We start from the raw sequence: 23,870 nt of genomic DNA, 5'->3' as shown, positions 1-23,870 counted from the left end.
TGGGCGATTAATGAAAGTCTAAGAGAGATTGGTGGGACGTGTGGGAATTCGCGGAGCCTTATCCTGAACGCGTGCGTGGCGACGGTGACGGTTGGGTGATGTCCGACGGCGGTGGGCATTTCTGGGGCCGCCATGGTGCGGCCGGGTTGCTGCTGCGTGCGCCGGGTCCCGGCGGTGGCGCCGCGGTGCTGCTGCAGCATCGCGCCCCGTGGAGCCACCAGGGCGGAACCTGGGGTCTGCCCGGCGGAGCCAGGGACAGCCACGAATCGGTCGAGGAGGCGGCGTTCCGCGAAGCCTTTGAAGAAGCTGGATTGGAAGCGGTCCACTTGACGGTCCGGATCTCGGTGGTCACGCACGAGGTACCGGGCTGGTCGTACACCACCGTCATCGCCGACGCCACCGAGATGCTGACCACCACGCCCAACCGCGAGAGTTCCGAACTGCGCTGGGTCGCCGAGCACGAGGTCATCGACCTGCCGCTGCACCCCGGGTTCGCGGCCAGCTGGGACCGGCTGCGCAGCGTCACCGCGACCATCCCGCTGCTCAGGCCGTGAGCGCGTCTTTGAGGTGACGCGCGGCGGCCTCCGGGTCGTCGGCCTCGGTGATCGCGCGGACCACCACGATGCGGCGTGCCCCCGCCTCGAGGACCTCGGGCAGCCGCTCGGCGTCGATACCCCCGATGGCGAACCACGGCCGCTCCGGTGCCAGCGCCGCGGTGTGCCGGACCAGGTCCAGACCCAGCGCGGGACGGCCCGGTTTGGTCGGGGTGGGCCAGCACGGCCCGGTGCAGAAATAGTCGACGGCCTCGGCCAGCGCGGCGGCGACCTGGTGTTCGTCATGGGTGGAGCGGCCGATGACGGGACGTTCCCCGATGATCGAGCGCGCCACGTCCAGTGGCAGATCGTCCTGCCCGAGGTGCAGCACATCCGAACCCGCGGCCCGCGCCACATCGGCGCGGTCGTTCACCGCGAGCAGGGCGCCGTGCCGCCGGGCGGCGTCGGCCAGGATCTCCAGGGCGGCGAGCTCCTGGCGGGCCTCGATGCTTTTGTCGCGTAGTTGGATGATGTCCACCCCGCCGGCGAGTGCGGCGTCGGCGAACTCGGCGAGATCACCGCGGGCCAGTCTGGCGTCGGTACACAGATACAGGCGGGAGTCGGCGAGACGCGTACGTGGATCCACAGGCCCGAGGTTAACCACGCCGGGATCTCGGGCGGGGCCGAGTACCCTGGACAGCCGACACGGGAGTCCCGGGACCGGGGCTGAGAGTGGGCCAATGACCAGCCCTGACCGTTACACCTGATCCGGGTCATGCCGGCGAAGGGAGAGGGAATGTCTGAACGTGCACTCGCCGTGATCGGTGGCGGCGTCATCGGGCTGTCGATCGCCCGCCGCGCCGCGCAGGACGGCTGGTCGGTGCGCCTGCACCACACCGGGGAGCGCGGGGCCTCCTGGGTGGCCGGCGGCATGCTCGCCCCACACAGCGAGGGCTGGCCGGGGGAGGACGCCCAGCTGGCACTGGGATTGGAATCGCTCAAACTGTGGCACACCGGGTTCCTGCAGGGACTGCCCGCCGAGGTCGTCACCGCACGCGAATCGCTGGTGGTGGCGGTCGACCGGGCCGACGTCGCCGATCTGCACACCGTCGCCGACTGGCTCTCGGCGCAGGGACAGCCGGTCAGCCCGACGACCGCGGCCCGGGATATCGAGCCCCTGCTGGCCCCGGGCATCCGGCACGGTTTCGTCGCCGAGACGGAACTCGCGGTGGACAACCGCGCCCTGGTCGACGCCCTGGCGTCGGCCTGCGAGTCCGCCGGCGTGCAGTGGGCGCCCCCGGTCACCGACCTGGCCGAGGTGCCGGGGCAGCGGGTGATCGCCAACGGGATCGACGCCCCGGCCCTGTGGCCGGGCCTGCAGGTGCGTCCGGTCAAGGGCGAGGTGCTGCGGCTGCGCTGGCGCAAGGGCTGTATGCCGGTGCCGCAGCGGGTCGTCCGGGCGCGCGTGCACGGCAGGCAGGTCTATCTGGTGCCCCGGGCCGACGGGGTGGTGATCGGCGCCACCCAGTACGAACACGGCCGCGACACCGCCCCGGTGGTCACCGGGGTGCGCGACCTGCTTGACGATGCGTGCGCCGTGATGCCTGCGCTGGGGGAGTACGAGCTGGCCGAGTGTGCCGCGGGGCTGCGGCCGATGACACCCGACGGATTGCCGATCGTGGGCAGGCTGGACGAACGCACGCTGGTGGCCACCGGGCACGGGCGTAATGGATTCCTGTTGGCGCCGTGGACCGCGGAGCGGATCGCATGCGAGTTAGGAGCGCGATGATACTGCTGGTCAATGGCGAGGAGGCCGAGGTGAGGGATGCGATCACGGTCGACGAGCTGGTGCGTGACTTGGGTTTTCCGGAGAAGGGCATCGCGGTGGCCGTCGACTGGGAGGTGCTGCCGCGATCGGAGTGGCACACCGTGCTCGCCGACGGTGCCAGGGTGGAAGTGGTGACGGCGGTGCAGGGTGGCTGACCGTGATGCTCTTCGCGCGAGCGGCTCATCGACAAAACTCACCATCGCCGGCCGGGAGTTCGGCTCACGGCTCATCATGGGCACCGGCGGTGCGGCCAACCTCGCGGTGCTGGAGGAGGCGCTGATCGCGTCGGGCACCGAGTTGACCACGGTGGCCATGCGCCGCGTCGACACCGAGACCGGCACCGGGGTGCTGGATCTGCTCGGCCGGCTCGGCATCACGCCGTTACCCAACACCGCGGGGTGTCGCGGCGCGGCCGAGGCGGTGCTGACCGCGCGACTGGCCCGGGAGGCGCTCGGTACCGACTGGGTGAAACTCGAGGTCATCGCCGACGAGCGCACCCTGCTGCCCGACGCCATCGAGTTGGTCAGGGCCGCAGAGCAATTGGTGGACGACGGCTTCGTGGTGCTGCCCTACACCAATGACGACCCGGTGCTGGCGAAGCGACTGGAGGACACCGGCTGCGCGGCCGTCATGCCGCTGGGCTCCCCGATCGGGACCGGACTGGGTATCGCGAACCCGCATCACATCGAGATGATCGTGGACCGGGCCGGGGTGCCGGTCATCCTGGACGCCGGTATCGGCACCGCCAGCGATGCCGCGCTGGCCATGGAACTCGGTTGTGACGCCGTGCTGTTGGCCAGCGCCGTCACCCGTGCCGCCGATCCGCCGGTGATGGCCGCCGCGATGGCCGCGGCCGTCACCGCCGGATATCTGGCGCGAGCGGCCGGCCGGATCCCGAAACGGTTCTGGGCACAAGCGTCGAGTCCCGCCGCCCCGTGAAACGCTATGTCGCGCTGGGCAGCTCGATGGCCGCCGGACCCGGTATCGGACCGCGCGCCGCCGGATCGCCCGTCCTGGCGATGCGCTCGGCGCGCAACTACGCGCACCTGACTGCCGCGCGGCTCGGGCTGGATCTGGTGGACGTCACCTTCTCCGGGGCCACCACCGCGCATATCTTGAGCGAACGTCAGCACGGAGCGCCGCCGCAGATCGAGGCCCTGGACGGGTCCGAGGCGGTGGTGACGGTGACCATCGGCGGCAATGACGTGGGCTATGTGCCGCTGTTGAGTGTGGCGGCGCTGCCGGGGCTGCTGCGCCGGATGACGCCGGTGGGCGACCTGTTCGACCCCGAAGCCAGGGACGCCGCGCTCGCGGCGGTGCACGACTCGCTGGTCCGGGTGGGCACCGCGATCCGGGCGCGAGCGCCCCGGGCGCGGGTGTTGTTCGTCGACTACCTCACCCTGCTGCCGCCGGCCGACACCGCGTCGCCGCCGCTGCCCGCGGAGCTGTTCGCGCTCGGGCACCGCCTCGCGGACGGACTGGAACGCGCCACCGCCGCCGCCGCGGCCGAAACCGGCTGCGACGTGGTGCGCGCCGGGGCGGCCAGCCGTGATCACCACCCGTGGTCGCGGGATCCCTGGACCACGAAACCCAGCTGGATCGTGCTGCCGCTGCCCGGCCGCGGTCCGGCGCCGCTGCACCCCAATGCCGCGGGTATGCGCGCGGTCGCCGACCTGGTGGTAGCCGCGCAATGATCGAACTCACCGGCCTCACCAAACGTTTCGGTGCCACCACCGCCGTCGACGATCTCACCTGCACCGTCGAATCCGGCGTGGTCACAGGCTTTCTCGGCCCCAACGGCGCCGGGAAGTCGACCACCATGCGAATGATCCTCGGTCTGGACCGGCCGACCGCGGGGACGGCGACGGTGCTCGGCAAGCGCTATCACGAGCTCACCCACCCGCTGCGCACCGTCGGCGCGCTGCTAGATGCGCGACAGGTGCACCCGAACCGGTCGGCCCGCGCGCACCTGCGCTGGATCGCGGCCAGCAACCGGATCGCCGCCTCCCGGGTGGGCGAGGTGCTGGACCAGGTGGGGCTCACCGAGGTGGCCGGGAAACGGGCCGGGGCGTTCTCCCTGGGCATGAGCCAGCGTCTCGGTATCGCGGCGGCGCTGCTGGGCGACCCGCAGGTGCTGCTCTTCGACGAACCGGTCAACGGACTGGACCCCGAGGGCATCCGCTGGGTGCGCACCTTCATGCGTTCGCTGGCCGACGAGGGGCGCACCGTGTTCGTCTCCAGCCATCTGCTCGCCGAGATGGCCAACACCGCCGACCGGCTGGTGGTGATCGGCCGCGGCCGATTGATCGCCGCGACCTCGATGGACGAGTTCCTGGCCTCCGCGGCCGACGCACTGGTCCGCAGCCCGCAGGCCGACCGGCTGGCCGCGGTGCTGACGGCCGAAGGCATCTCGGTCACCCGGGACGGCGGCGCACTGCGGGTCGGCGGTGCCACGCTGGAGCGGATCGGCGAGCTGGCAGCCCGGCACGGCCTCACCCTGCACGAGCTGACCGCGGTGCGGGCCTCGCTGGAGGAGGCGTACCTGAGCCGCACCGACGGTGCCACCGAATACCGGGCCGGCGCATGACCATCAGGTCCGAATACCTCAAACTGACCAGCACCCGGTCCCCGGCCTGGACGGCGCTGGCGGTGCTGGTGCTCAGTCTGGGGCTGGCCACGGCGATCCCGGACCGGCCCGAGCTCGGGGCCGCCGCATTCGGCGTCCCGGTCCTGATGATCCTGTCCGCACTGACGATCACCGGCGAGTACCGCACGGCGATGATCCGGACCACCTTCTTGGCCACCCCCAGCCGGATCCGCGTGCTCGCGGCGAAAGCGGTTGTCGCCGTGTCATTCTCCGTCGTGGTCAGTGGCCTGGCCACCGTGGGGTCCATGGTGCTGGCCGGCGGGGTGCCGGTGTGGCACACGGTGGGTGCGGTGACGCTCTACGCCGCACTGGGGGCGGTGCTGGCCGTCGGGCTGGGCGCTCTGGTGCGGCACAGTGCCGCCGCCGTCGCCGTGCTGCTGCTCCTGCCGTTCGTGGTCGAACCGCTGATCGGGGTGAGCCCGGAGCTGGGGGCGCGGGTCGGCCCGTTGCTGCCCTTCACCAATGCGAATGCCTTCACCGGCGTCACGTGGCTGCAGACTTTCACCATGTGGTGGGGCCCGGCGGGCTCGGCGCTGTACTTCGGCGCGGTGGCGGCCGCGGTCTTCGCGGTGGCGGCCGTGGTGGTGACCCGCCGGGATGCCTGAGGGCGTCGGCTACCGTGGGTCCTATGCGGCTCAGATCACACGCGGCAACCGTCTTCGTTTCCGTGGCGGTCCTGGCCGGTTGCGGCCACGCGCCTGCGCCGCAGCCCACCGCCGTGCAGCCCACGCCGGCGCCGGACACCGGGTACGCCGCCACCATCCGGGACCGGATCACCACCGACGCGATGATGGCCCACCTGACGAAGCTGCAAGAGATCGCCGACGCCAACAACGGCACCCGGGCGATGGGCACGCCGGGATACCAGGCCAGTGTGGACTATGTGGCAAATGCGCTGCGGGGCAAAGGCTTCGATGTGCAAACGCCGGAGTTCGAGGTGCGCCTGCCGTTCGCCGAGGACCCGGTGCTGACGGTTGCGGGGGCGCGGGTGACCGCCAAGCCCCTCAACTACACCATCGGCACACCGGACGGCGGGGTGAGCGGCCCGCTGGTCGTGGCGCGCGCCGACGACACGCCGGGCTGCGCCGAGTCGGATTACGACGGCCTCCCGGTGCAGGGCTCGGTGGTGCTGGTCAATCGCGGCTCGTGTCCGTTCGGCGACAAGCAGTCCGTCGCCGCCAAGCGCGGCGCGCTGGCGCTGATCGTCGCCAACAACGTGGACGGCGACGAATTCGGCGCCACCCTCGGTGAGGGCACCGACGTCAAGATCCCGGTGGTCGGCGTGACCAAGGCCGAGGGTGCCCGGCTGCGCGCCGCCCCGGGACCGGTGACCATGACGATGAAAGCCGGCGTGAACGTCGAACGCACCCGCAACGTGATCGCCCAGACCAAGACCGGATCCGCCGCCGATGTGGTGATGGTGGGCGCGCACCTGGACAGCGTGCCCGAGGGCCCCGGTATCAACGACAACGGTTCCGGAACCGCCGCCGTGCTGGAAACCGCGCTGCAGATGGGTAGTTCGCCGGACGTCCGCAATGCGGTGCGCTTCGGGTTCTGGGGTGCGGAGGAACTGGGTACGCTCGGTTCCACCAACTACATCTCCACACTGGACGTCGATCAACTCAAAGACATTGCGCTGTATCTGAATTTCGACATGCTGGCCTCGCCGAACCCGGGCTACTTCACCTACGACGGCGACCAGTCCCTGCCGCCGGACAAGGACGGTGGCGTGCCGAGGGTGCCCGAAGGCTCCGCGGGTATCGAACGCACCCTGGTCGCCTACCTGGACGGCGCGGGTAAGCCGGCGGAGGACACGTCGTTCGACGGTCGCTCCGACTACGACGGGTTCACCCAGGCCGGGATCCCGTCCGGTGGACTGTTTTCCGGCGCCGAGGTGGATATGACCGAGGAGCAGGCCCAGCGCTGGGGCGGTAAGGCCAACGAGCCGTTCGACTCGAACTATCACCAGGCCACCGACACCCTCGACCACATCGACCGCACCTCGCTGGACATCCAGGGCAAGGGCGTCGGCTACGCAGTGGCGCTGTATGCCCAGGATCAACGCGGACGCAACGGGGTTCCGGTCCGCGACGACCGCACCCGGCACACCCTGTCCGGCTCATGAGACGCCTCATCGTCACGGCATGCGCCGTCGTCACGCTGAGCGCCTGCTCACCCCCGCCACCGCCGTCGCCGGAGATCTCGGCCCAGTACCTGGCGGGCAAGGTGACCGCCGACGCGATGTACACCCATCTGCAGAAGCTCAGCGATATCGGCAACCGCGAACCGGGCACCCCCGGTTTCGACGCCGCGGTGGACTACATTGCCGGGGTATTGCGCGACAAGGGTTTCGACGTGCAAACCCCGGAGTTCGAGTGGCTCAAGACCGGTGACCCCGGCACACCGACGCTGGAAGTGGCCGGTAAGCGCTATCCCGTCGACCAGGGTTCGCCGTTGGCGCCGACGGCGCCCGGCGGGCTGAGCGCACTCAGCGTCCGCCCGGCCAAACCGGCAGGCTGCACGGCGGCGGACTACCGCGGCGCCCCCAGCGCGACCGGCGCGCTGGTGATCGTCGATGCCCTGGGGTGTTCGGTGGTCGACAAGCAGAATGCGGCCGTGGCGGCGGGTGCCGCCGGCCTGCTGGTGGTGGCCAACGAAGCCGTACCCGGCCTGTTCCCGCGGGGCTATTACCAAGACCTCAAGGTTCCCGTCGCGATCATCGACCGCGATGTGGACGCCGCGCTGCGCCGCACCAACGCCCCCGTACGGCTGACCCTGAACGGTAAGGCCAGTCTGGCGCGGTCCCGCAGCGTCCTGGCCCAGACCAAGACCGGCGCCACCGGGAACGTCGTGATGGCCGGGGCGCAACTGGACAGCGCACCGGGCAGCCCTGGCATCAACGACAACGGGACCGGAGTCGCCGCGCTGCTGGCCACCGCGACGGCGCTCGGGCCGTCGCCGACCATCGCGAACACGGTGCGGTTCGCGTTCTGGGGGTCGGAAACCCTTGGCGCCGCGGCGAAATACCTCGCCGGTCTGGGGGCCGACCAGCTCGACGACATCGCCGTCTACCTGGATGCCGAGATGCTGGGATCGCCGAACGCCGGATTCTTCACCTACGACGGCGACCAGTCCGGCCCACCCAACCCGGAGATCACCTCGGTCCCGGAGGGCTCGGCCGGGGTGGAACGCACACTGGCCGGATATCTCAACCTGGCCGGCGTCCGACCCGCCGACATGCCGCTCGACCGCGTGAGCGACTACAGCCCGTTCCTGGCGGCCGGGATCCCCGCCGGCGGCGTCACCACCGGCGGACTGCAGAAGAAGACGCCGGTACAGGCCCGGCTCTGGGGCGGGACTGCCGGCCGGCCGTTCGACCCGAATACCGGCGGTCCCCGCGACGGGATCGACAACGTCGACCACCGTGCGCTTTCCCTCGCCGGCCCGGCGATCGCCTTCGCCGTCGGCGCCTACGCCGCATCCACCGACGGACCCAACGGCGTCCCGGCCCGGGACAGCCGCCACCGCAAGCCCTGAGGAGTGCCGTGTACCTGCGTGTCGACACCCGTACCACCCCACCGGATGTCCAGGTCTGCGAACCCGAGGATTTCACCGCGTTCAAGGTCGTCGTGGTGACCGCTGCGCATTCCTGGGTGGATCCGGCCGACCTCAGCGAACTCGCCGGCCGCGGTGGCGACGCACAGTGGCAGCAGAAGCTGGCCGCGATGATCGACTTCGCCCGGTCCAAGGGCTGGACCGACGAAAACGGCCGCATCCGCGCGCATATCGAGCTGGACGTCGAACGGGAAGAGGAAACCCACCGCGACTGACCGGCATCGGGCACGATGGGCCGGTGGAACGTCTCGCCCGGATGGCCCTTGCCGCACCCAGGCGGATCCTCATCACCGCGGCGCTGATGGCGGTGGCGGCGGCCGTGTTCGGCGTGCCGGTGGCGCAGAAGCTGACCGCCGGCGGATTCTCCGACCCGGGAGCCGAGTCGTCGCGAGCCGCCGATCTGCTGACCCGGAAATTCGACCAGGGCGATATGCAGCTACTGATCGTCGTATCGTCACCCGACGGTGCGATGAGCCCGGCCGCGCGCGCGGTGGGCACGGAGACCGCCGCCGAACTGCATGCGTCCCCGAACGTCGCGACGGTGAACTCCGCCTGGGACACGCCGCATCCCGCACTCGCCGAACTTCTCAGCAAGGACGGCAAAGCCGGGTTGATCGTCGCCGGGATAGGGGGCGGCGAGAAGCATGCGCAGGACAACGCCACGGAACTCACCGACCGCCTGGTGCATGACCGCGACGGGGTGAGCGTCCTGGCCGGCGGTACCGCGATGGTCAATTCGCAGATCACCAAACAGTCGCAGCGGGATCTGCTGCTGATGGAGTCGATCGCCATACCGTTCAGCTTCCTGGTGCTGGTCTGGGTGTTCGGCGGGCTGCTGGCGGCGGCGCTGCCCGTGGTGGTCGGGGTGTTGGCGATCCTCGGATCCCTGGCGGTGCTGCACGTGATCACGTGGTTCGCCGAGGTGTCGGTGTTCGCCCTGAACCTCTGTATGGCAATGGGTTTGGCGTTGGCGATCGACTACACGCTGTTGATGATCAGCAGGTATCGCGATGAGCTGGCCGACGGTGGGGAACCCGGGGATGCGCTGGTGCGCACCATGGCGACGGCCGGCCGGACCGTGGTGTTCTCGGCGACGACTGTGGTGCTGCCGATGTCCACCCTGGTGCTGTTCCCGATGTACTTCCTGAAATCATTCGCCTACGCGGGAGTGGCCACCGTCGTGTTCGCGGCCCTCGCCGCGCTGGTGCTGACCCCGGCGGCGATCGTGCTGCTGGGGGACAGGCTGCGCGGCCGGGCCGGCCACTCCAAGCCGGTGGAACGGCAATTCTGGTACCGGTCAACCAGATTCGTGCTGCGCCGACCGGTGTCGATCGGTCTGGCGGTGGTCACCCTGCTGGTCCTGCTCGGCCTGCCCTTCACCGGGGTGCGATGGGGCTTCCCCGACGACCGGGTGTTGCCGGCGTCGGCGTCGGCGCACCAGGTGGGCGACCGGTTGCGCGACGATTTCGTGAACAACTCGGCCACCGCCGTGACCGTCGTGCTACCCGACTCCGCCGGGATCCCCGCCGCCGAGATGCAGCGCTATGTCACCGAACTGGATGCCGTGATCGACGTGTCGGCGGTGTCGCCCCCGGTCGAGAAGGACGGCAGCAGCTACCTCACCGTGTCGAGCACCGCACCGTTGTTCTCCGATGCCTCCGAGACACAGCTCGACGGTCTGCATGCGGTGGCGGCACCGGCCGGCCGGGAGGTGCTGATCACCGGAGCGGCCCAGCTGAACCGGGACAGCGTGGACGCGATCACCTCGCGCTTGCCGGTGGTGCTCGGTCTGATCGCCGTGATCACCTTCGTGTTGCTGTTCCTGCTCACCGGAAGCCTCGTGCTGCCCTTGAAAGCACTTGTGCTCAATGTGCTCTCGCTGTCGGCGGCGTTCGGCGCGCTGGTCTGGATCTTCCAGGACGGTCACCTCGGCGCATTCGGGACCACGCCCACCGGCACGCTGGTGGCAAACATTCCGGTGCTGCTGTTCTGTATCGCCTTCGGGTTGTCCATGGACTACGAGGTGTTCCTGCTGTCGCGAATCCGCGAGTATTGGCTGGCATCCGGGCGCACCGCGGCCGATGTCGGCGAAAGCGTGGCGCTGGGCCTGGCCAGAACCGGTCGCGTGGTAACCGCTGCGGCGCTTGTGATGTCGATCTCATTCGCCGCACTCATTGCGGCAAACGTGTCATTCATGCGGATGTTCGGCCTCGGCCTGGCGATGGCGGTCCTGATGGATGCCACCCTGGTGCGGATGATGCTGGTGCCCGCGTTCATGCAGGTGATGGGCCGGTGGAACTGGTGGGCGCCGAAACCATTGGCGCGGCTGCACGATCGGTTCGGATTCACAGACTAATTCCAGGAACCGGATTGAACCGGATGACGTGGCCCCCCGTGTCCTTGGTATGGGAACTAATGTCGCCGACGTGTCCAGCTACAGCACCATCGCCGGAGTCCACGGCGTTCTTCCGCCGCACCGATACACCCAAGCCGAGGTCACCGAAACGCTGTTGGCCCTCCCTGGCTATCGGGAGCACGAGCAGATGGTCCGCGCTCTGCACAAGAGCGCCAAGGTGCAGAGCAGGTACACGGTGCTGCCGATCGAGGAGTATGCGCGGCTCACCGACTTCGGGGAAGCAAACAATCTCTTCATCGAGCACGCAACCGATCTGGGGTGTGCTGCGCTGTCCGGCGCGCTCGACGAGGCCGGTCTGGGCCCCGAGGACGTCGACCTGATCATCACCACCACCGTGACCGGAGCGGTGGTGCCGTCCCTGGACGCCCGCATCGCCGGCCGGCTCGGTCTCCGCCCGGACGTCCGCCGGATCCCGATCTTCGGCCTGGGATGCGTCGCGGGGGCCGCCGGGGTCGCCCGGCTCAACGATTACCTGCGCGGTGCCCCGGACAAGGTCGCGGTCCTGGTCTCGGTGGAGCTGTGTTCGCTGACCCGCAAACACCATCCGTCGATGCCGACCCTGGTCGCCGGCGCCCTGTTCGGCGACGGCGCCTCCGCGGTGGTCGCGGTGGGACGGGACCGCGCCGAACGGATGAATCCCACCGGACCGGATGTGCTCGACTCCACCAGTCATCTGTATCCGGATTCGCTGCACGCCATGGGCTGGGATATCGGCACCCAGGGTTTCGAGATCGTGCTCAGTGCCGAGGTACCCGGATTCGTCGGGCGCTATCTCGGCGACGATGTCACGAATTTCCTTGGCGCCCATGACCTCACCATCGACGATATCGGTACCTGGGTCAGTCATCCCGGCGGCCCCAAGGTGATCGAGGCCATCATCGACACGCTGGGCCTGCCGGCGGATGCCCTCGACCTGACCTGGCAGTCGCTGGCGGAGGTGGGCAACCTGTCGTCGTCTTCGGTGCTGCACGTACTGCGGGACACCATCCGCAAGCGGCCGCCCGCGGGTACGCCGGGGGTGCTGATGGCCATGGGGCCGGGATTCTGCTCGGAACTCGTCCTGCTGCGCTGGCGCTGATCGCCATGCGAGGCTTTCTGACCCTGATCTTGCTGGTGGCCGTCGAGCGGGTGGCCGAACTGGTGGTCTCCAATCGCAACCTGAAGTGGAGTAAGGCGCACGGCGGCAAGGAGTTCGGCGCGGGTCACTATCCCGTGATGGTCGCGCTGCACACCGGTCTGCTGGTCGGCGCGGTCGCCGAGGCGCGGGTGCGTAAGCGCCGGAGCCGGGTGGCGCTGTGGGTGGTGCTGGCCGCACAGGTGCTGCGCTGGTGGTGCATCACCACGCTCGGAAAGCAGTGGAACACCCGGGTGGTCGTCGTACCCGGTGCCGACCGTGTCGTCGGCGGGCCGTATCGCTATGTGCCGCACCCGAATTACGTGGCGGTGGTGGCCGAAGGGGCGGCGCTGCCCCTGGTCGGCGGCGCATGGGTCACGGCGCTGGTGTTCTCCGTCGCCAATGCGATGCTGTTGCGCACCCGGATCCGCGTGGAAGACGAAGCGCTGCGGAGCCTGGCTTGATGAACGGCCCGTCGTGATCGACCTGCTCGTCGCGGGAGGTGGTCCGGCCGGTCTCGCCACCGCGGTGCACGCCGCGCGGGCAGGGCTGGAGGTCGTCGTCGTCGAACATCGCCGCGGTCCGATCGACAAGGCGTGCGGCGAAGGGTTGATGCCTCATTCGTTGCGGCAGCTGGAACGCATCGGTGTGCGTCCCGTCGGTCAGGATTTTCGGGGCATCCGCTACCTCGATGGACGGCGTACCGCCGAAGCGCGATTCAGGCACGGTCCCGGTCGAGGGGTTCGGCGGACCGTACTGCACACCGCGCTGTCCGAGGCCGCCGCCGCGGCCGGGGTGCAGGTGGTGCACGGCGAGGTCGGTGAGGTCACCCAGGATTCGGAGTCGGTATCCGCGGCGGGGTTGCGGGCGCGGTATCTGGCCGCGGCGGACGGTCTGCACTCACCGATCCGCCGCGCGCTGGGGCTGTCGGCGGGTGAGGCGGCGCAGCGCCGGTGGGGGATACGGCGGCATGTGCAGGTCCCGCCCTGGTCGGACTGTGTGGAGGTGCACTGGTCCAGGGACACCGAAGCGTATGTCACGCCGGTGAGTCCGGACTGCGTCGGCGTGGCCATCCTGAAGTCGACGCGCGGTGGCTTCGAGGAGCACCTGAGACAGTTTCCGGCACTGATGGCACGGCTGGACGGTGCGCCGCACGGCCAGGACCGGGCGGCCGGGCCGCTGCGGCAGAAGGTGCGTGACCGGACCGCCGGGCGGGTGCTGCTGGTCGGCGATGCCGCGGGGTATGTCGATGCACTGACCGGGGAGGGCATGGGACTGGCCTTCGGCGCGGCCGAACTCCTGATCGACTGCGTACTCACCGGGCGCACAGCGGATTACGACAGGCGGTGGCGGTCCCTGACCCGTCGCTACCGCTTTCTGACGGCGGCCCTGCTGCACGCCACCGGGATCGGGCCGGTGCGCGCCGGCATCACTCCGGTGGCGGCCGCGCTGCCCGCGGTGTTCTCGCGTGTCGTCAGTGCGCTGGGGGACTAGGTTCGTGGCGGCTGGGGGCGCCCAGCAGCCGCATCCCGTGGTACACGACGAGTGCCGCGATGGCGCCCAGCGAGATACCGGTGAACGTCAACGAGCCGATCTGCCAGGTGAAGTCGGCGATCCCGATGATCAACGGAATGGCGGCGGTCATCTGGTTGACGGGCAGCGAGAAGTCCACGTGATTGGTCAGCCAGATCCGGATGCCGAGCACCCCCACCAGCCCGTAGAGCACGATGGTCGCGCCACCGAGAACACCGGGTGGGATGGCTGAGATGGTGGCACCGACCTTGGGGCACAACGACAAGACGATGGCCACGACGGCGGCCACCCAGTACGCCGCGGTCGAGTAGATGCGCGTCGCCGCCATCACACCGATGTTCTCCGCGTAGGTGGTGGTGGCAGACCCGCCGCCCACGCCGGCCAGTACGGTGGCCACCCCGTCGGCGGCCAGGGCCCGGCCCATCACCGGATCCAGGTCGGTACCCGTCATCTGGCCGACGGACTTGACGTGCCCGATGTTCTCGGCGACCAGGGCGATCACCGCGGGCAGGAAGAGCGGCAGCACCGAGAGGTTGAAGGACGGCGCGTGGAACTGCGGCAGCCCGATCCACGGCGCCGCCGCGATGGCTGCGGTGTCCACCTCGCCGAGGGCCAGGGCCAGCAGATAGCCGAGCACGACGGCCAGGAAAATGGCGAGCCTGCCCACCAGCCCCTTGAAGAAGGCCAGCGTGCCGACCAGCAGGACCAGCGTCACGATGCCGACCAGCGGTCCCTTCTCGAAGTTGTTCTTCGCCGCGGGCGCGAGGTTGAACCCGATGAGCGCGACGATCGCCCCCGTCACCACCGGCGGTAACGACGCGTCGAGCCAGCGGGTACCGACGACGTGCACGATGCCGCCGATCAGGATCAGCAGCACGCCCACCGCCACCAAACCGCCCAGCGCACTGCCCGTCCCGTGCGCGGCCACGGCCGCGGTGACCGGTGCGATCACCGCGAAGCTGGACCCGAGGTAGCTGGGCAGCCGGTTGCCGGTGATGAGCAGGAAGGCGATGGTCCCCACCCCGGAGAACAGCAGGGTGGTCGCCGGCGGGAACCCGGTCAGCACCGGGACCAGGAAGGTGGCGCCGAACATGGCCACCACGTGCTGGGCCCCGATGCCGATGGTGCGCGGCCAGCTCAGCCGTTCGTCGGGGGCCACGACGAACGTGCCGTCATGGGTTGGTTCGACGTGCTTCCAGCTGAGCATGCTCACTGCGGGATGTTAACCCGCCAGCCGCGGGATCACCTGTTCTCCGAGACGCTCGATGAACCCGACCGGGTCTGGGTTGCCCGGGTGTGGTCCGGCATTGATGAGGTCGATCCCGAAGCCGGCCAGCCGTTCCGCGGTGCGCAGGTACGCGTCGAGATCGTTGAACGGGTCAGCGAAATGGCTTGCGGTGAGCTTTATTTCGTCGAAGTCGCGGTCGACGTCGTCGCAGTGCCGTTTGAGCACCTCGATCTTGTGCGGCAGTTCCTCGGCCGCCGCCGTGCTGTTCCACACGTCGGCGTACCGCGCGACGAGCCGCAGGGTCTTCCTCTCGCCGTCACCCCCGATGAGGATGGGTGGGCGGCGCACCGGCTGGGGCGAGCAGATGGTCTCGGCCAACTGGTAGTGCGTGCCGTTGTACGGTCCGTTGTTCTCGCTCCACATCTGCAGGCAGATCTGCAGTGTCTCCTCCAGCATCTCGAACCGGTCGCGCAGCGGCGGATACGGCACGCCGAGGGCGAGGTGCTCGCGCTCGTACCACGCCGCACCGATGCCGAACATGCTGCGGCCCTGGGCCAGGACATCCAGCGTCGTCATCGTTTTGGCGAGCACGCCGGGGTGGCGGTAGGTCACCCCGGTCACCAGCATGGCCAGCGTGATGCGCTCGGTACGGCCGGCCAGGAACCCCATGCTGGTGTAGCCCTCCAGGAACGGATCCTCGGCCCGGCCCACCGCCTCCATCTGGAACAGGTGATCGGCGAGGGTGAACATGGTGGCCCCGCCGTCTTCGGCGGCCTTCGCCGCGGCGGCCAGGGTGGGGCCGAGTCCGGCGGGGTCACCGGGCAGAAAGTCGATGAAGTGTACGCCCAATTCCATTGTTGCTCCTCACTTTTCGTTGAGCCGGTCCAGTAGCCCGAGCGCCTCGTTGATGACCTGTCGCTCACGTTCGGTGAAGCGGTCCTGCATGGCCTGCTCCAGCCAGACATTGCGTACCTGGCGATCGCTCTCGGCGTGCGTGCGGCCCGCGGCGGTCAGCGATACCGTCATCCGGCGGCCGTCCTCGGGGTCGGGTGCGCGCTGGATCAGGCCGTGCCGGTCCAGTCCGGTCAGGATGGTGGCCATCGACTGCGGCCGTACCCGCTCCGCGCCGGCCAGTTCACTGGCCGAGGCGGGCCCGTTCTTCAGCAGCCGGATGAGTACCGCGGTCTGTGCCGGGGACAGGTCGTCAGCTGTGGTGACATCGCGCAGACGCCGCCGCAGCCGGCCGAACAGCACTCGGATATCGCGGGCCGCGGTGACGGCTGACTCACTGACCTCGGACACAATAGACAGCCTAGACTGTTCAGTCTGAACTGTCGATCTTCCCGAAGATCGCCACCGCCACCGCGCCCGCCACGGCAGCGCAGAATGCCAGCACGACCAGCCAGTCGAATCCGGGGCGCGCGGTGTCGCCGAACAGCACGACGCCGAGGATTCCCGGAATCACCGTCTCACCGACGACGAGGGCGGCGGCCGCCCCGTTCACCGAGCCGAGTTGCAGGGCGACGGTGAACAGGTAGAAGCCGCCGAGTCCGGCGATGGCGATCGTCCACGCGGCCGGATCGGTGACCAGCGCGCTCAGCCGGAAGGGGTCGATGCCGTCGGCCGCCCGCACCGCGACCGCCATCGTGCCGTACAGCACGCCGGCGATCAGGCCCGCGGGTATCGCGGCCCGGGCTCCGAGAAACCGGACGAGCAGCACTCCCGCGGCGAGGATCACCAGCGCGGTGACCAGCAGTGCCCCATGCAGCCCGGGCGGTCCTGTCCCGGTGCCCAGATGACCCGTCGTGAATCCCAGGACCAGGAGCGAAACGACCACGGTGCCGATCGCCAGCCAGTCCCGGCCGCCCAACCGCACCCCGAGCACCACGATCCCCAGCAGCGCCGTGACCACCAGGTTGGCGCTGATGATGGTCTGCGACAGGAACAGCGGGATCAGCCGGGCGGACACGAGGCTGGCCAGGAAGCCCAGACCGTCGAGCACCATGCCGGCGAGGAAGGCCGGGGTGATCGCCGCGCTCACCGTCGAGTGCAGGGTCGGCCCGCCGGTGTGGGCGGGGTCGCGGGAACTCCGCGCCCCATAGGCCTGCAGCACGGATGCGGTTCCGTAGCTGAAGCAGGCGGCCAACGCGGCCAGCAGGCCGATCAGCGGTGGCGAATCGCGTTGGCGGCGAGGTAACCGACGTAGCCCAGCGCGCCGAACTTCGCCAGCTTTCGGGTCTTCGGGATCAGCAGGCCGATACCGAGGGCGGTCTCGATGCTGCCGTTGACCTTGATGTGACGGTCGGTGTCACGCGGGAACGCCGGCTTGGTGATCGGCTCGAACAGCTGCGGCGCGACGAAGTGCGTGACACCGGCTCCCGCGAGTGCCAGTCCGGTGAGGACAACGGCCGGGGACTTCTTCTTCTCGGACACGGGACCGACGGTACCGCAGTCAGTTCTTGAGCGATCCGGGTCTCGGGCTGTCCGTCGTCGCGATACACGTGACGGCCCGGTCGCCGCGCTTCCAGGAGGCCTCGGTCGGGTAGAGCACGAACATACCCACCTCGGGATCCGTCATCGCCTTCGACGAGTAGGTCTGCAGCGCGGGCTGGCACTTGTCCTGATAGCCGGAGATCTTGGCCTGGCCCGGGAAGTCGTTGCCCGGCAAGGTGATCACGGCGAACACCTCGCCCTTGTGCGGTTCGGTGCAGTCGACCGTCTTCACCGACGCCACCAGGCTGGCATCCGACGGGATCTCGGTGAGGCAGTCGCCGAGGCCGACGTCGGCGGCGTCGACCACGTCCGAGTTCTTCACCAGCAACACGATTCCGATGACGCCGACGACGGCGAACAGCACGAACGCGGCCGCGATCAACCCGACGATCAGACCCCACCGGGTCTTGCGCGGTGGCGGGAGTGGTGCCTGATACGGATAGCCGTACGAATACGGCTGCGGCGGCGGCGGTGGTGCCCCGTGCGGTGGCGGATATCCCCCGTCGCCTCGCTCGCCCCAGGGCGGCCCGTAGGGCGGCTGTGTCATGCAATGACGATAACCGCGGCCGACACCGCGAGCGCGGGAACGTCCAGGGTCTTCGACCCGAGATCGTGGCGGGCGCCGGTGATCTCGACGACGGTCACCGGACCCGTCACCAGGTCCGCCGCGGCCCGGATCTCCTCGATGCCGCCGAACGGGTCGGCGGTGCCGTGGGTGAACACCGTCGGGACCGTGATCTGCGGGAGATGCTCGGTGCGGGCGCGTTCCGGTTTACCCGGCGGATGCAGGGGATAGGAGAACAGCGTCAGCACGTCGGGGCCGGCCTGCGAGGCCGTCACCATGGACGTCATCCGCCCGCCGTACGAGTGCCCGCCGGCCACCACCGGCCCGTGACCCAGGCTGCGCGCCCAGGCGATGGCCTCGGCGATGCCGTCCTGATCGGCCTTCGCCGAACCCGACGGAGGGCCCTTGGGGCGCCTGCGCCGGTAGGGCAGGTTGTACCGGACCGCGAGGAATCCGTGGCGCGCCCACTCATCACAGAGGCGGATCAGCAGCGGGGAGTCCCGGTTACCGCCGGCGCCGTGGGTGAGCAGCACCACGCCTTTCGGGCCCGTCGGGCCCACCTCGGGCTCGTGGGCCACGCCGGCCAGGTCCTCAAGACCCATACTGCAACCTGAACAGTGCGTTCACCGGACCGTGTCCATGGCCCAAAGGGTATGCGGCGCGCAGACATTCGGTCACCCAGCGCTTGGCGAAGGCCACCGCGTCGGGCACCGGGTAGCCGTGCGCCAGGGCGCAGGTGGTGGCAGCGGCCAGGGTGTCACCGGCGCCGTGGTCATGGCCGGTGTCGATGCGCTCGGCGTCGAATTCGTAGAAGTCGGTGCCGTCGTAGAGCAGGTCGGGGCTGTGCGTCGAGGAGCGCAGGTGCCCACCCTTGACCAGTGCCCAGCGCGGACCCAGCGCATGCAGGGCCTTCGCCGCATCGCGCTGGGTCGCCGCGTCCACCACGTCGATCCCGGTGATCAGTCGCACCTCGTCGAGATTCGGTGTCACCAGGGTGGCGATCGGGAACAGCTGGTGACGCACCGAATCCAGTGCCGAGGGATGCAGCAGCGGGTCGCCGTGCATGGAGGCGCACACCGGGTCGACCACCAGTGGTGCGTCGGTGTTCAGGCCGCGCCAGGTCTGGGCCACCACGCCGATGATGTCCGCCGAGGCCAGCATCCCGGTCTTGGCGGCCTGGATCCCGATATCGCCGGCGACCACCTCGATCTGGCCCGCGATGACATCCAGTGGGATCTCGTGAAAACCCTTGACGCCCAAAGAGTTCTGCACCGTCACCGCAGCGACTGCCACGCATCCGTGCAGCCCGAGCATCGCGAAGGTGCGCAGGTCGGCCTGGATACCGGCACCGCCGCCGGAATCGCTGCCGGCAATCGTCATCACCCGGTGCGGTGTCTGCCCGGGCGGTGTCAGCGGCAGAAAGCTCATGAACTCAAGGGTAGATACACCCGGTTGCCCTGCTCGGCGAACTCCAGGGATTTCTCGTCCATGGCGTCGCGGATATCCTGGGTGATCCGCATGGAGCAGAACTTCGGTCCGCACATCGAGCAGAAATGGGCGGTCTTGGCCGGTTCGGCGGGCAGGGTCTGGTCGTGGAATTCGCGGGCGGTGTCGGGGTCCAGGGACAGGGCGAACTGGTCGTGCCAGCGGAACTCGAAGCGTGCCTTGGACAGGGCGTCGTCGCGTTCCTGGGCGCGTGGGTGACCTTTGGCCAGGTCCGCGGCGTGTGCGGCGATCTTGTAGGCGATCACCCCGTCCTTGACGTCTTTGCGGTCCGGCAGGCCCAGGTGTTCCTTGGGGGTGACATAGCAGAGCATCGCCGTGCCGGCCTGGGCGATGATGGCCGCTCCGATCGCGCTGGTGATGTGGTCATAACCGGGGGCGATATCGGTGGCCAGCGGGCCCAGCGTGTAGAACGGGGCCTCCTCGCAGAGTTCCTCCTCCAGGCGCACGTTCTCCACGATCTTGTGCATGGGGACGTGGCCGGGGCCCTCGATCATCACTTGCACGCCATGGGCTTTGGCGATCTTGGTGAGTTCGCCGAGGGTTTCCAACTCGGCGAACTGCGCGGCGTCGTTGGCATCGGCGATCGATCCGGGACGCAACCCGTCACCCAGGGAGAAGGTGACGTCATAGCGGGCCAGGATGTCGCACAGGTCGCCGAAGCGTTCGTAGAGGAAGGATTCCTGGTGGTGTGCCAGCATCCAGGCCGCCATGATCGAGCCGCCGCGGGACACGATGCCGGTGACCCGCTTGACGGTCAGCGGGATGTAGCGCAGCAGCACCCCCGCGTGCACCGTCATGTAGTCGACACCTTGTTCGCACTGCTCGATCACGGTGTCGCGGTAGACCTCCCAGGTGAGTTTGGTCGGGTCGCCGTTGACCTTCTCCAGGGCCTGGTAGATCGGCACGGTGCCGACCGGTACGGGGGAGTTGCGCAGGATCCACTCGCGGGTGGTGTGGATATCGGCACCGGTGGACAGATCCATGATGGTGTCCGCGCCCCACCGGGTCGCCCACACCATCTTGTCGACCTCTTCGGCGATCGACGACGTCACCGCCGAGTTGCCGATATTGGCGTTGATCTTCACCGCGAACGCTTTGCCGATGATCATCGGTTCGCATTCGGGGTGGTTGTGGTTGGCCGGGATGACCGCGCGGCCGCGGGCGACCTCGTCGCGCACCAGCTCGGCGGGCATTCCCTCGCGTTCGGCGATGAACGCCATCTCGGCGGTGATCTCCCCGGCGCGGGCGCGCTGCAGCTGGGTGCCCTTGTCGCGCACCACACCGGGCCGCGGAGCCAGGCCTTTCTCCAGGTCGATGGTGGCGTTGTCGTCGGTGTAGGGCCCCGACGTGTCGTACAGGTCGAAATGCTCACCGGTGCTCAGATGCACGCGGCGCAACGGCACGCCACCTCCGGTGTACACCTTGGAGCTGCCAGAAATAGAGCCAACGGAAACAGTCATCAACAGATCTCCCTACGCCGGCATTACCCGGTCAGGTTCATACGGTCGACGGCCCGGTCCTTCGCGGTGCGAAGAATTTGGTCTAGCCGTCCTCTCAGCGCACTTGGGTGCACTCCCGTGTCGGACGAGCTCCAAGCTAGCTCACGGCACCGGGAATGTGAATTGCCGGGTGATCGTTTGGATAGCTAATATATGTTTTTCCGATACCCAGAGCTGAAGGCTGATGACGACCGAGATTGAGCTGACCGCCGAGGCCGAAACCGCCCGCCGTCGCACGCGGATGGACCACGATCACCCCTTCTACAAGTGGGTGGTGCTGTCCAACACGACGTTGGGCATCCTGCTGGCGGCCATCAATGCCTCCATCGTGCTGATCTCGCTGCCCGCCATCTTCCGGGGGATCGGGCTCAACCCGCTGGCCCCGGGCAATGTCAGCTACCTGCTCTGGATGCTGATGGGCTACCTCGTGGTGACGGCGGTCCTGGTGGTCCCGTTCGGCAGGCTCGGCGACATGTACGGCCGCGTGAAGATCTACAACCTCGGGTTCGTGGTGTTCACGGTGGCGGCGATCGCGCTGTCCTTCGACCCGTTCCATCTCGGCGGCGGCGCCGTGTGGTTGATCGCCTGGCGAGTCATCCAGGGCATCGGCGGCGCCATGCTGATGGCGTCCTCGTCGGCGATCCTCACCGATGCGTTCCCGGCCAACCAGCGCGGCATGGCGCTCGGCACCAACATGGTGGCCGCCGTCGCCGGATCCTTCCTCGGTCTGCTGATCGGCGGATTCCTCTCCGAATGGCACTGGAAGGCCGTGTTCTGGGTCGGCGTGCCCATCGGGGTGCTCGGCACGATCTGGAGCTACCGCTCACTGCGCGAACTCGGCAGCCGCACATCCGGCCGGCTGGATTGGGCCGGGACCGTGACGTTCGGGCTCGGTCTGACCGTGCTGTTGATCGGTATCACCTACGGCATTCAGCCCTACGGGGACTCGACCACCGGGTGGACCAGCCCGTGGGTGCTCGGCTCGATCGCGGCGGGTCTGGCACTGCTGGTGGGGTTCTGCTTCATCGAGTTGCACGTCGACTCCCCGATGGTCGACATCCGGCTGTTCAAATCCGCGGCGTTCGGCATGGGCAATCTGGCCGGGCTGATGTCGTCGATGGGCCGCGGTGGGCTGCAGTTCATGCTGATCATCTGGTTACAGGGCATCTGGCTGCCGCTGCACGGCTACACCTTCGAGTCCACCCCGCTGTGGGCCGGGATCTACCTGCTTCCGGTGACGGTCGGATTCCTGGTGGCCGCGCCGATTGCCGGGTGGCTCTCCGATCGTTTCGGCGCGCGCCCACTGACCGTCGGCGGCATGTTGCTGATGGCCGCGACATTTGTGGCCCTACTGCTGATTCCGGTCAATTTCGACTACTGGATGTTCGCGATCCTGGTGTTCCTCAACGGGCTCGGCGGCGGCATCTTCACCGCTCCCAACACGGCGGCCATCATGTCCAGCGTGCCGGCCGATCAGCGTGGTGCCGCCTCCGGTGTGCGGTCGACGTTCTTCAACGGCGGCAACTCGTTGTCGATCGGCATCTTCTTCTCGCTCATGATCATCGGCCTGGCCAACACCCTGCCTGCCGCGATGTCGAGCGGTCTTGCCGCTCAGGGTGTTTCGCCACAGGTGGCACATGAGGTGGCGAACCTGCCCCCGGTGGGCAGCCTGTTCGCGGCCTTCCTGGGCTACAACCCGATGGCCGAGCTGCTGGCGCCCTCGGGCGCGCTGCATCAGCCCGGCGTGAACGCCGACGTGCTGACCGGGCAGACCTTCTTCCCGCAGCTGATCACCACGCCGTTCCACTCCGGCCTGGTGGTGGTGTTCAGCGCCGCCGCGGTGATGATGGTCATCGGTGCGATCGCCTCGCTGTTCAGTGCGGGCCGCTACGGCACGGCGCCGGGCGCGGACAACGCGGCCTGAGATCCGGGCACGGCTTTCTCAGGCGATCAGGAGCCAGGCCAGCAACACCATCAGGGCCATACCCACCAGCACGGCGCCGACGATCCACACGATCAAGAAACTGGGCGCGTCGTCGGCCAACGAAGCGCATTCGCATTCGTCGGGATTCTGGCAGTCGCACGTGTATGCGGATCGTCTCATGGCAGCCCCCTGCCTGCGAGAATAGCAAAGATCTAGCGGTGCTCCGGTAGTGGGCAAACCACCTATTTCCTGGGCATCATCTGACTATTCGCGGTACGGCGGAGATGCGAGTGGGAACGGATCGTGCTCGGATAGTTCCTTAGGTCCAGCTCTTTGGATCTAGTCGGTGAGCAGAAAGTTCGACCGGTTGCCCTCCGTGGCCGGGCGCGAGATTCTGCAGACCCGACCTTTGGATTGCGTCATGGCAACCTCAACCCGCTATCGGCACCTGCGAATCGCGGCGGCTGAGCGCTGACACCTGCGGCCCGTCAGGAAATATGTTTGCGCTAATCCGGGTGCACCTCGGGATAGGCTGCCGTGGCGCGAATTTCGACGAGGAGCCCAGGGCTCGCGAGTGCGCTGACGCCGATGAGTGTCCAGGTCGGATAAGGAGGGCGGATCAAGGATGCCTTGGCCTCGATGAAACCGGGCAGGTGCTCGTGGATGTCGACGTGATAGCTCGTGACGTCGACGAGCGCCGACAGATCGAGGTCTTCGAGCCGGAGGACTTCCTCGATTTTCCGGATGGCGATCTCGGTCTGTTCCACGATGTCGTTCGGGATGGTGCCGTCGGCGCGTCGACCGATGGTGCCTGCGATGAAGAGATGTCCGTGTGAGCGGACCGCTGCGGAGTAGCCGAAGCCGGCGAAGGCGCCCACTGTTTTTCCGAAGATCTCGGAGTCTTTGGGAACTTCGACGGTATGGATGGGCATGGTGCGGATTCCTTTTCGTGGTCGCCTGAACGCGTTG

27 protein-coding genes and 1 riboswitch are annotated in these 23,870 nt (G+C 68.6%); of the genes, 15 read left to right on the top strand and 12 right to left on the bottom strand.

The features are described 5' to 3' along the window. Positions 1 to 71 precede the first annotated feature (71 nt). Positions 72 to 554, top strand: a complete 483-nt coding sequence (locus QN239_RS28780) for an NUDIX hydrolase (protein ID WP_167156398.1) — start codon at positions 72 to 74, stop codon at positions 552 to 554. Here QN239_RS28780 and thiE read toward each other — a convergent pair. Then, on the bottom strand, positions 544 to 1,197 hold the full coding sequence (thiE, locus tag QN239_RS28775) for a thiamine phosphate synthase (protein WP_499015557.1): 654 nt from the start codon (positions 1,195 to 1,197) through the stop codon (positions 544 to 546). The genes QN239_RS28780 and thiE overlap by 11 nt on opposite strands. Before the next feature lie 31 nt (positions 1,198 to 1,228). Continuing rightward, positions 1,229 to 1,340: riboswitch (TPP riboswitch) on the top strand. On the opposite strand from thiE, the gene thiO reads away from it, so the two are divergent. From thiO to QN239_RS28710, 13 genes are all read left to right on the top strand, one after another. Next, on the top strand, positions 1,330 to 2,322 hold the full coding sequence (gene thiO, locus QN239_RS28770) for a glycine oxidase ThiO (protein ID WP_499015555.1): 993 nt from the start codon (positions 1,330 to 1,332) through the stop codon (positions 2,320 to 2,322). It overlaps the preceding riboswitch by 11 nt. Next, the gene (gene thiS, locus QN239_RS28765; RefSeq protein ID WP_499015553.1) at positions 2,319 to 2,516 is read left to right on the top strand and encodes a sulfur carrier protein ThiS; all 198 of its coding nucleotides are present in this window, start codon (positions 2,319 to 2,321) and stop codon (positions 2,514 to 2,516) included. Before thiO ends, thiS begins: the two co-directional genes overlap by 4 nt. Next, positions 2,509 to 3,300, top strand: coding sequence for a thiazole synthase (locus QN239_RS28760; RefSeq protein ID WP_499015552.1), 792 nt, complete (start codon positions 2,509 to 2,511; stop codon positions 3,298 to 3,300). The genes thiS and QN239_RS28760 overlap by 8 nt, the downstream gene beginning before the upstream one ends. Continuing rightward, positions 3,297 to 4,055, top strand: coding sequence for an SGNH/GDSL hydrolase family protein (locus QN239_RS28755; protein WP_499015548.1), 759 nt, complete (start codon positions 3,297 to 3,299; stop codon positions 4,053 to 4,055). Before QN239_RS28760 ends, QN239_RS28755 begins: the two co-directional genes overlap by 4 nt. After that, positions 4,052 to 4,948 (top strand): ABC transporter ATP-binding protein, encoded by an 897-nt coding sequence (locus tag QN239_RS28750; protein WP_499015545.1) that lies wholly within the window; start codon positions 4,052 to 4,054, stop codon positions 4,946 to 4,948. Before QN239_RS28755 ends, QN239_RS28750 begins: the two co-directional genes overlap by 4 nt. After that, a complete protein-coding gene (locus tag QN239_RS28745; protein ID WP_499015543.1) occupies positions 4,945 to 5,613 on the top strand; it encodes an ABC transporter permease in 669 nt (222 codons plus the stop codon). Before QN239_RS28750 ends, QN239_RS28745 begins: the two co-directional genes overlap by 4 nt. Positions 5,614 to 5,636: 23 nt before the next feature. Then, on the top strand, positions 5,637 to 7,133 hold the full coding sequence (locus QN239_RS28740) for a M28 family metallopeptidase (protein WP_499015541.1): 1,497 nt from the start codon (positions 5,637 to 5,639) through the stop codon (positions 7,131 to 7,133). Further along, the gene (locus QN239_RS28735) at positions 7,130 to 8,545 is read left to right on the top strand and encodes a M28 family peptidase (RefSeq protein WP_499015539.1); all 1,416 of its coding nucleotides are present in this window, start codon (positions 7,130 to 7,132) and stop codon (positions 8,543 to 8,545) included. Before QN239_RS28740 ends, QN239_RS28735 begins: the two co-directional genes overlap by 4 nt. Before the next feature lie 8 nt (positions 8,546 to 8,553). After that, a complete protein-coding gene (locus tag QN239_RS28730; RefSeq protein WP_187098156.1) occupies positions 8,554 to 8,838 on the top strand; it encodes a hypothetical protein in 285 nt (94 codons plus the stop codon). A 41-nt stretch (positions 8,839 to 8,879) separates the two neighbouring features. After that, positions 8,880 to 10,979 carry an MMPL family transporter gene (locus QN239_RS28725; RefSeq protein WP_499017005.1) on the top strand — a complete coding sequence of 700 codons (2,100 nt, stop codon included), beginning with the start codon at positions 8,880 to 8,882 and terminating at the stop codon, positions 10,977 to 10,979. A 70-nt stretch (positions 10,980 to 11,049) separates the two neighbouring features. After that, the gene (locus tag QN239_RS28720; protein WP_372517253.1) at positions 11,050 to 12,117 is read left to right on the top strand and encodes a type III polyketide synthase; all 1,068 of its coding nucleotides are present in this window, start codon (positions 11,050 to 11,052) and stop codon (positions 12,115 to 12,117) included. A gap of 5 nt (positions 12,118 to 12,122) precedes the next feature. Further along, positions 12,123 to 12,617, top strand: a complete 495-nt coding sequence (locus QN239_RS28715) for an isoprenylcysteine carboxyl methyltransferase family protein (RefSeq protein WP_499015537.1) — start codon at positions 12,123 to 12,125, stop codon at positions 12,615 to 12,617. Positions 12,618 to 12,630: 13 nt separating this feature from the next. Further along, complete coding sequence (locus QN239_RS28710) at positions 12,631 to 13,647, top strand: NAD(P)/FAD-dependent oxidoreductase (RefSeq protein WP_499015535.1); 1,017 nt, start codon at positions 12,631 to 12,633, stop codon at positions 13,645 to 13,647. On the opposite strand, the gene QN239_RS28705 is transcribed toward QN239_RS28710, so the two are convergent. From QN239_RS28705 to thiC, 9 genes are read right to left on the bottom strand one after another with little or no spacing between them, the layout of a single operon-like run. Beyond that, on the bottom strand, positions 13,628 to 14,893 hold the full coding sequence (locus QN239_RS28705) for a uracil-xanthine permease family protein (RefSeq protein WP_499017004.1): 1,266 nt from the start codon (positions 14,891 to 14,893) through the stop codon (positions 13,628 to 13,630). The two genes, QN239_RS28710 and QN239_RS28705, sit on opposite strands and share 20 nt — an antisense overlap. A 15-nt stretch (positions 14,894 to 14,908) precedes the next feature. Next, positions 14,909 to 15,769, bottom strand: coding sequence for an LLM class F420-dependent oxidoreductase (locus QN239_RS28700; protein WP_499015533.1), 861 nt, complete (start codon positions 15,767 to 15,769; stop codon positions 14,909 to 14,911). A 9-nt stretch (positions 15,770 to 15,778) separates the two neighbouring features. Further along, the gene (locus QN239_RS28695) at positions 15,779 to 16,216 is read right to left on the bottom strand and encodes a MarR family winged helix-turn-helix transcriptional regulator (RefSeq protein WP_499015531.1); all 438 of its coding nucleotides are present in this window, start codon (positions 16,214 to 16,216) and stop codon (positions 15,779 to 15,781) included. Between the two features lie 19 nt (positions 16,217 to 16,235). After that, entirely contained in the window at positions 16,236 to 17,081 is an 846-nt protein-coding gene (locus QN239_RS28690; RefSeq protein ID WP_499017003.1) for a DMT family transporter, read from the bottom strand. Next, on the bottom strand, positions 17,078 to 17,347 hold the full coding sequence (locus QN239_RS28685; RefSeq protein WP_499015529.1) for a DoxX-related protein: 270 nt from the start codon (positions 17,345 to 17,347) through the stop codon (positions 17,078 to 17,080). The genes QN239_RS28690 and QN239_RS28685 overlap by 4 nt, the downstream gene beginning before the upstream one ends. Positions 17,348 to 17,366: 19 nt before the next feature. Beyond that, positions 17,367 to 17,954: a septum formation family protein gene (locus QN239_RS28680; protein WP_499015527.1), complete on the bottom strand. Its 588-nt coding sequence runs from the start codon at positions 17,952 to 17,954 to the stop codon at positions 17,367 to 17,369. After that, positions 17,951 to 18,574, bottom strand: coding sequence for an alpha/beta hydrolase family protein (locus tag QN239_RS28675; protein WP_499015525.1), 624 nt, complete (start codon positions 18,572 to 18,574; stop codon positions 17,951 to 17,953). Before QN239_RS28675 ends, QN239_RS28680 begins: the two co-directional genes overlap by 4 nt. Next, entirely contained in the window at positions 18,564 to 19,400 is an 837-nt protein-coding gene (gene thiD, locus QN239_RS28670) for a bifunctional hydroxymethylpyrimidine kinase/phosphomethylpyrimidine kinase (RefSeq protein WP_499015523.1), read from the bottom strand. The genes QN239_RS28675 and thiD overlap by 11 nt, the downstream gene beginning before the upstream one ends. Next, positions 19,397 to 20,938 carry a phosphomethylpyrimidine synthase ThiC gene (gene thiC / locus QN239_RS28665; RefSeq protein WP_499015521.1) on the bottom strand — a complete coding sequence of 514 codons (1,542 nt, stop codon included), beginning with the start codon at positions 20,936 to 20,938 and terminating at the stop codon, positions 19,397 to 19,399. Before thiC ends, thiD begins: the two co-directional genes overlap by 4 nt. Before the next feature lie 223 nt (positions 20,939 to 21,161). Here thiC and QN239_RS28660 point away from each other — a divergent pair, with 223 nt between their 5' ends. Further along, entirely contained in the window at positions 21,162 to 22,901 is a 1,740-nt protein-coding gene (locus tag QN239_RS28660; protein ID WP_499015518.1) for an MFS transporter, read from the top strand. 18 nt (positions 22,902 to 22,919) lie between these two features. On the opposite strand, the gene QN239_RS28655 is transcribed toward QN239_RS28660, so the two are convergent. Together QN239_RS28655 and QN239_RS28650 are read right to left on the bottom strand one after the other, a co-directional pair. After that, entirely contained in the window at positions 22,920 to 23,081 is a 162-nt protein-coding gene (locus QN239_RS28655; RefSeq protein ID WP_499015517.1) for a hypothetical protein, read from the bottom strand. A 326-nt stretch (positions 23,082 to 23,407) separates the two neighbouring features. Further along, positions 23,408 to 23,833 (bottom strand): Rid family hydrolase, encoded by a 426-nt coding sequence (locus QN239_RS28650; RefSeq protein WP_499015515.1) that lies wholly within the window; start codon positions 23,831 to 23,833, stop codon positions 23,408 to 23,410. Positions 23,834 to 23,870 lie beyond the last annotated feature (37 nt).

The organism is Mycolicibacterium sp. Y3 (assembly GCF_051188035.1).
In the GTDB taxonomy this organism is placed as follows: domain Bacteria; phylum Actinomycetota; class Actinomycetes; order Mycobacteriales; family Mycobacteriaceae; genus Mycobacterium; species Mycobacterium fluoranthenivorans.
This window is presented reverse-complemented; position numbering and strand designations above follow the sequence as displayed.

What these genes read in the sequence shown, in the direction of transcription:
- thiO (WP_499015555.1), top strand. Translation starts at nt 1,330, where the DNA reads ATGTCTGAACGTGCACTCGCCGTGATCGGTGGCGGCGTCATCGGGCTG.
- thiS (WP_499015553.1), top strand. Translation starts at nt 2,319, where the DNA reads ATGATACTGCTGGTCAATGGCGAGGAGGCCGAGGTGAGGGATGCGATC.
- QN239_RS28750 (WP_499015545.1), top strand. Translation starts at nt 4,052, where the DNA reads ATGATCGAACTCACCGGCCTCACCAAACGTTTCGGTGCCACCACCGCC.
- QN239_RS28745 (WP_499015543.1), top strand. Translation starts at nt 4,945, where the DNA reads ATGACCATCAGGTCCGAATACCTCAAACTGACCAGCACCCGGTCCCCG.
- QN239_RS28740 (WP_499015541.1), top strand. Translation starts at nt 5,637, where the DNA reads ATGCGGCTCAGATCACACGCGGCAACCGTCTTCGTTTCCGTGGCGGTC.
- QN239_RS28735 (WP_499015539.1), top strand. Translation starts at nt 7,130, where the DNA reads ATGAGACGCCTCATCGTCACGGCATGCGCCGTCGTCACGCTGAGCGCC.
- QN239_RS28725 (WP_499017005.1), top strand. Translation starts at nt 8,880, where the DNA reads ATGGCCCTTGCCGCACCCAGGCGGATCCTCATCACCGCGGCGCTGATG.
- QN239_RS28715 (WP_499015537.1), top strand. Translation starts at nt 12,123, where the DNA reads ATGCGAGGCTTTCTGACCCTGATCTTGCTGGTGGCCGTCGAGCGGGTG.
- QN239_RS28705 (WP_499017004.1), bottom strand. Translation starts at nt 14,893, where the DNA reads ATGCTCAGCTGGAAGCACGTCGAACCAACCCATGACGGCACGTTCGTC.
- QN239_RS28700 (WP_499015533.1), bottom strand. Translation starts at nt 15,769, where the DNA reads ATGGAATTGGGCGTACACTTCATCGACTTTCTGCCCGGTGACCCCGCC.
- QN239_RS28680 (WP_499015527.1), bottom strand. Translation starts at nt 17,954, where the DNA reads ATGACACAGCCGCCCTACGGGCCGCCCTGGGGCGAGCGAGGCGACGGG.
- QN239_RS28675 (WP_499015525.1), bottom strand. Translation starts at nt 18,574, where the DNA reads ATGGGTCTTGAGGACCTGGCCGGCGTGGCCCACGAGCCCGAGGTGGGC.
- thiD (WP_499015523.1), bottom strand. Translation starts at nt 19,400, where the DNA reads ATGAGCTTTCTGCCGCTGACACCGCCCGGGCAGACACCGCACCGGGTG.
- thiC (WP_499015521.1), bottom strand. Translation starts at nt 20,938, where the DNA reads ATGACTGTTTCCGTTGGCTCTATTTCTGGCAGCTCCAAGGTGTACACC.
- QN239_RS28660 (WP_499015518.1), top strand. Translation starts at nt 21,162, where the DNA reads ATGACGACCGAGATTGAGCTGACCGCCGAGGCCGAAACCGCCCGCCGT.
- QN239_RS28655 (WP_499015517.1), bottom strand. Translation starts at nt 23,081, where the DNA reads ATGAGACGATCCGCATACACGTGCGACTGCCAGAATCCCGACGAATGC.
- QN239_RS28650 (WP_499015515.1), bottom strand. Translation starts at nt 23,833, where the DNA reads ATGCCCATCCATACCGTCGAAGTTCCCAAAGACTCCGAGATCTTCGGA.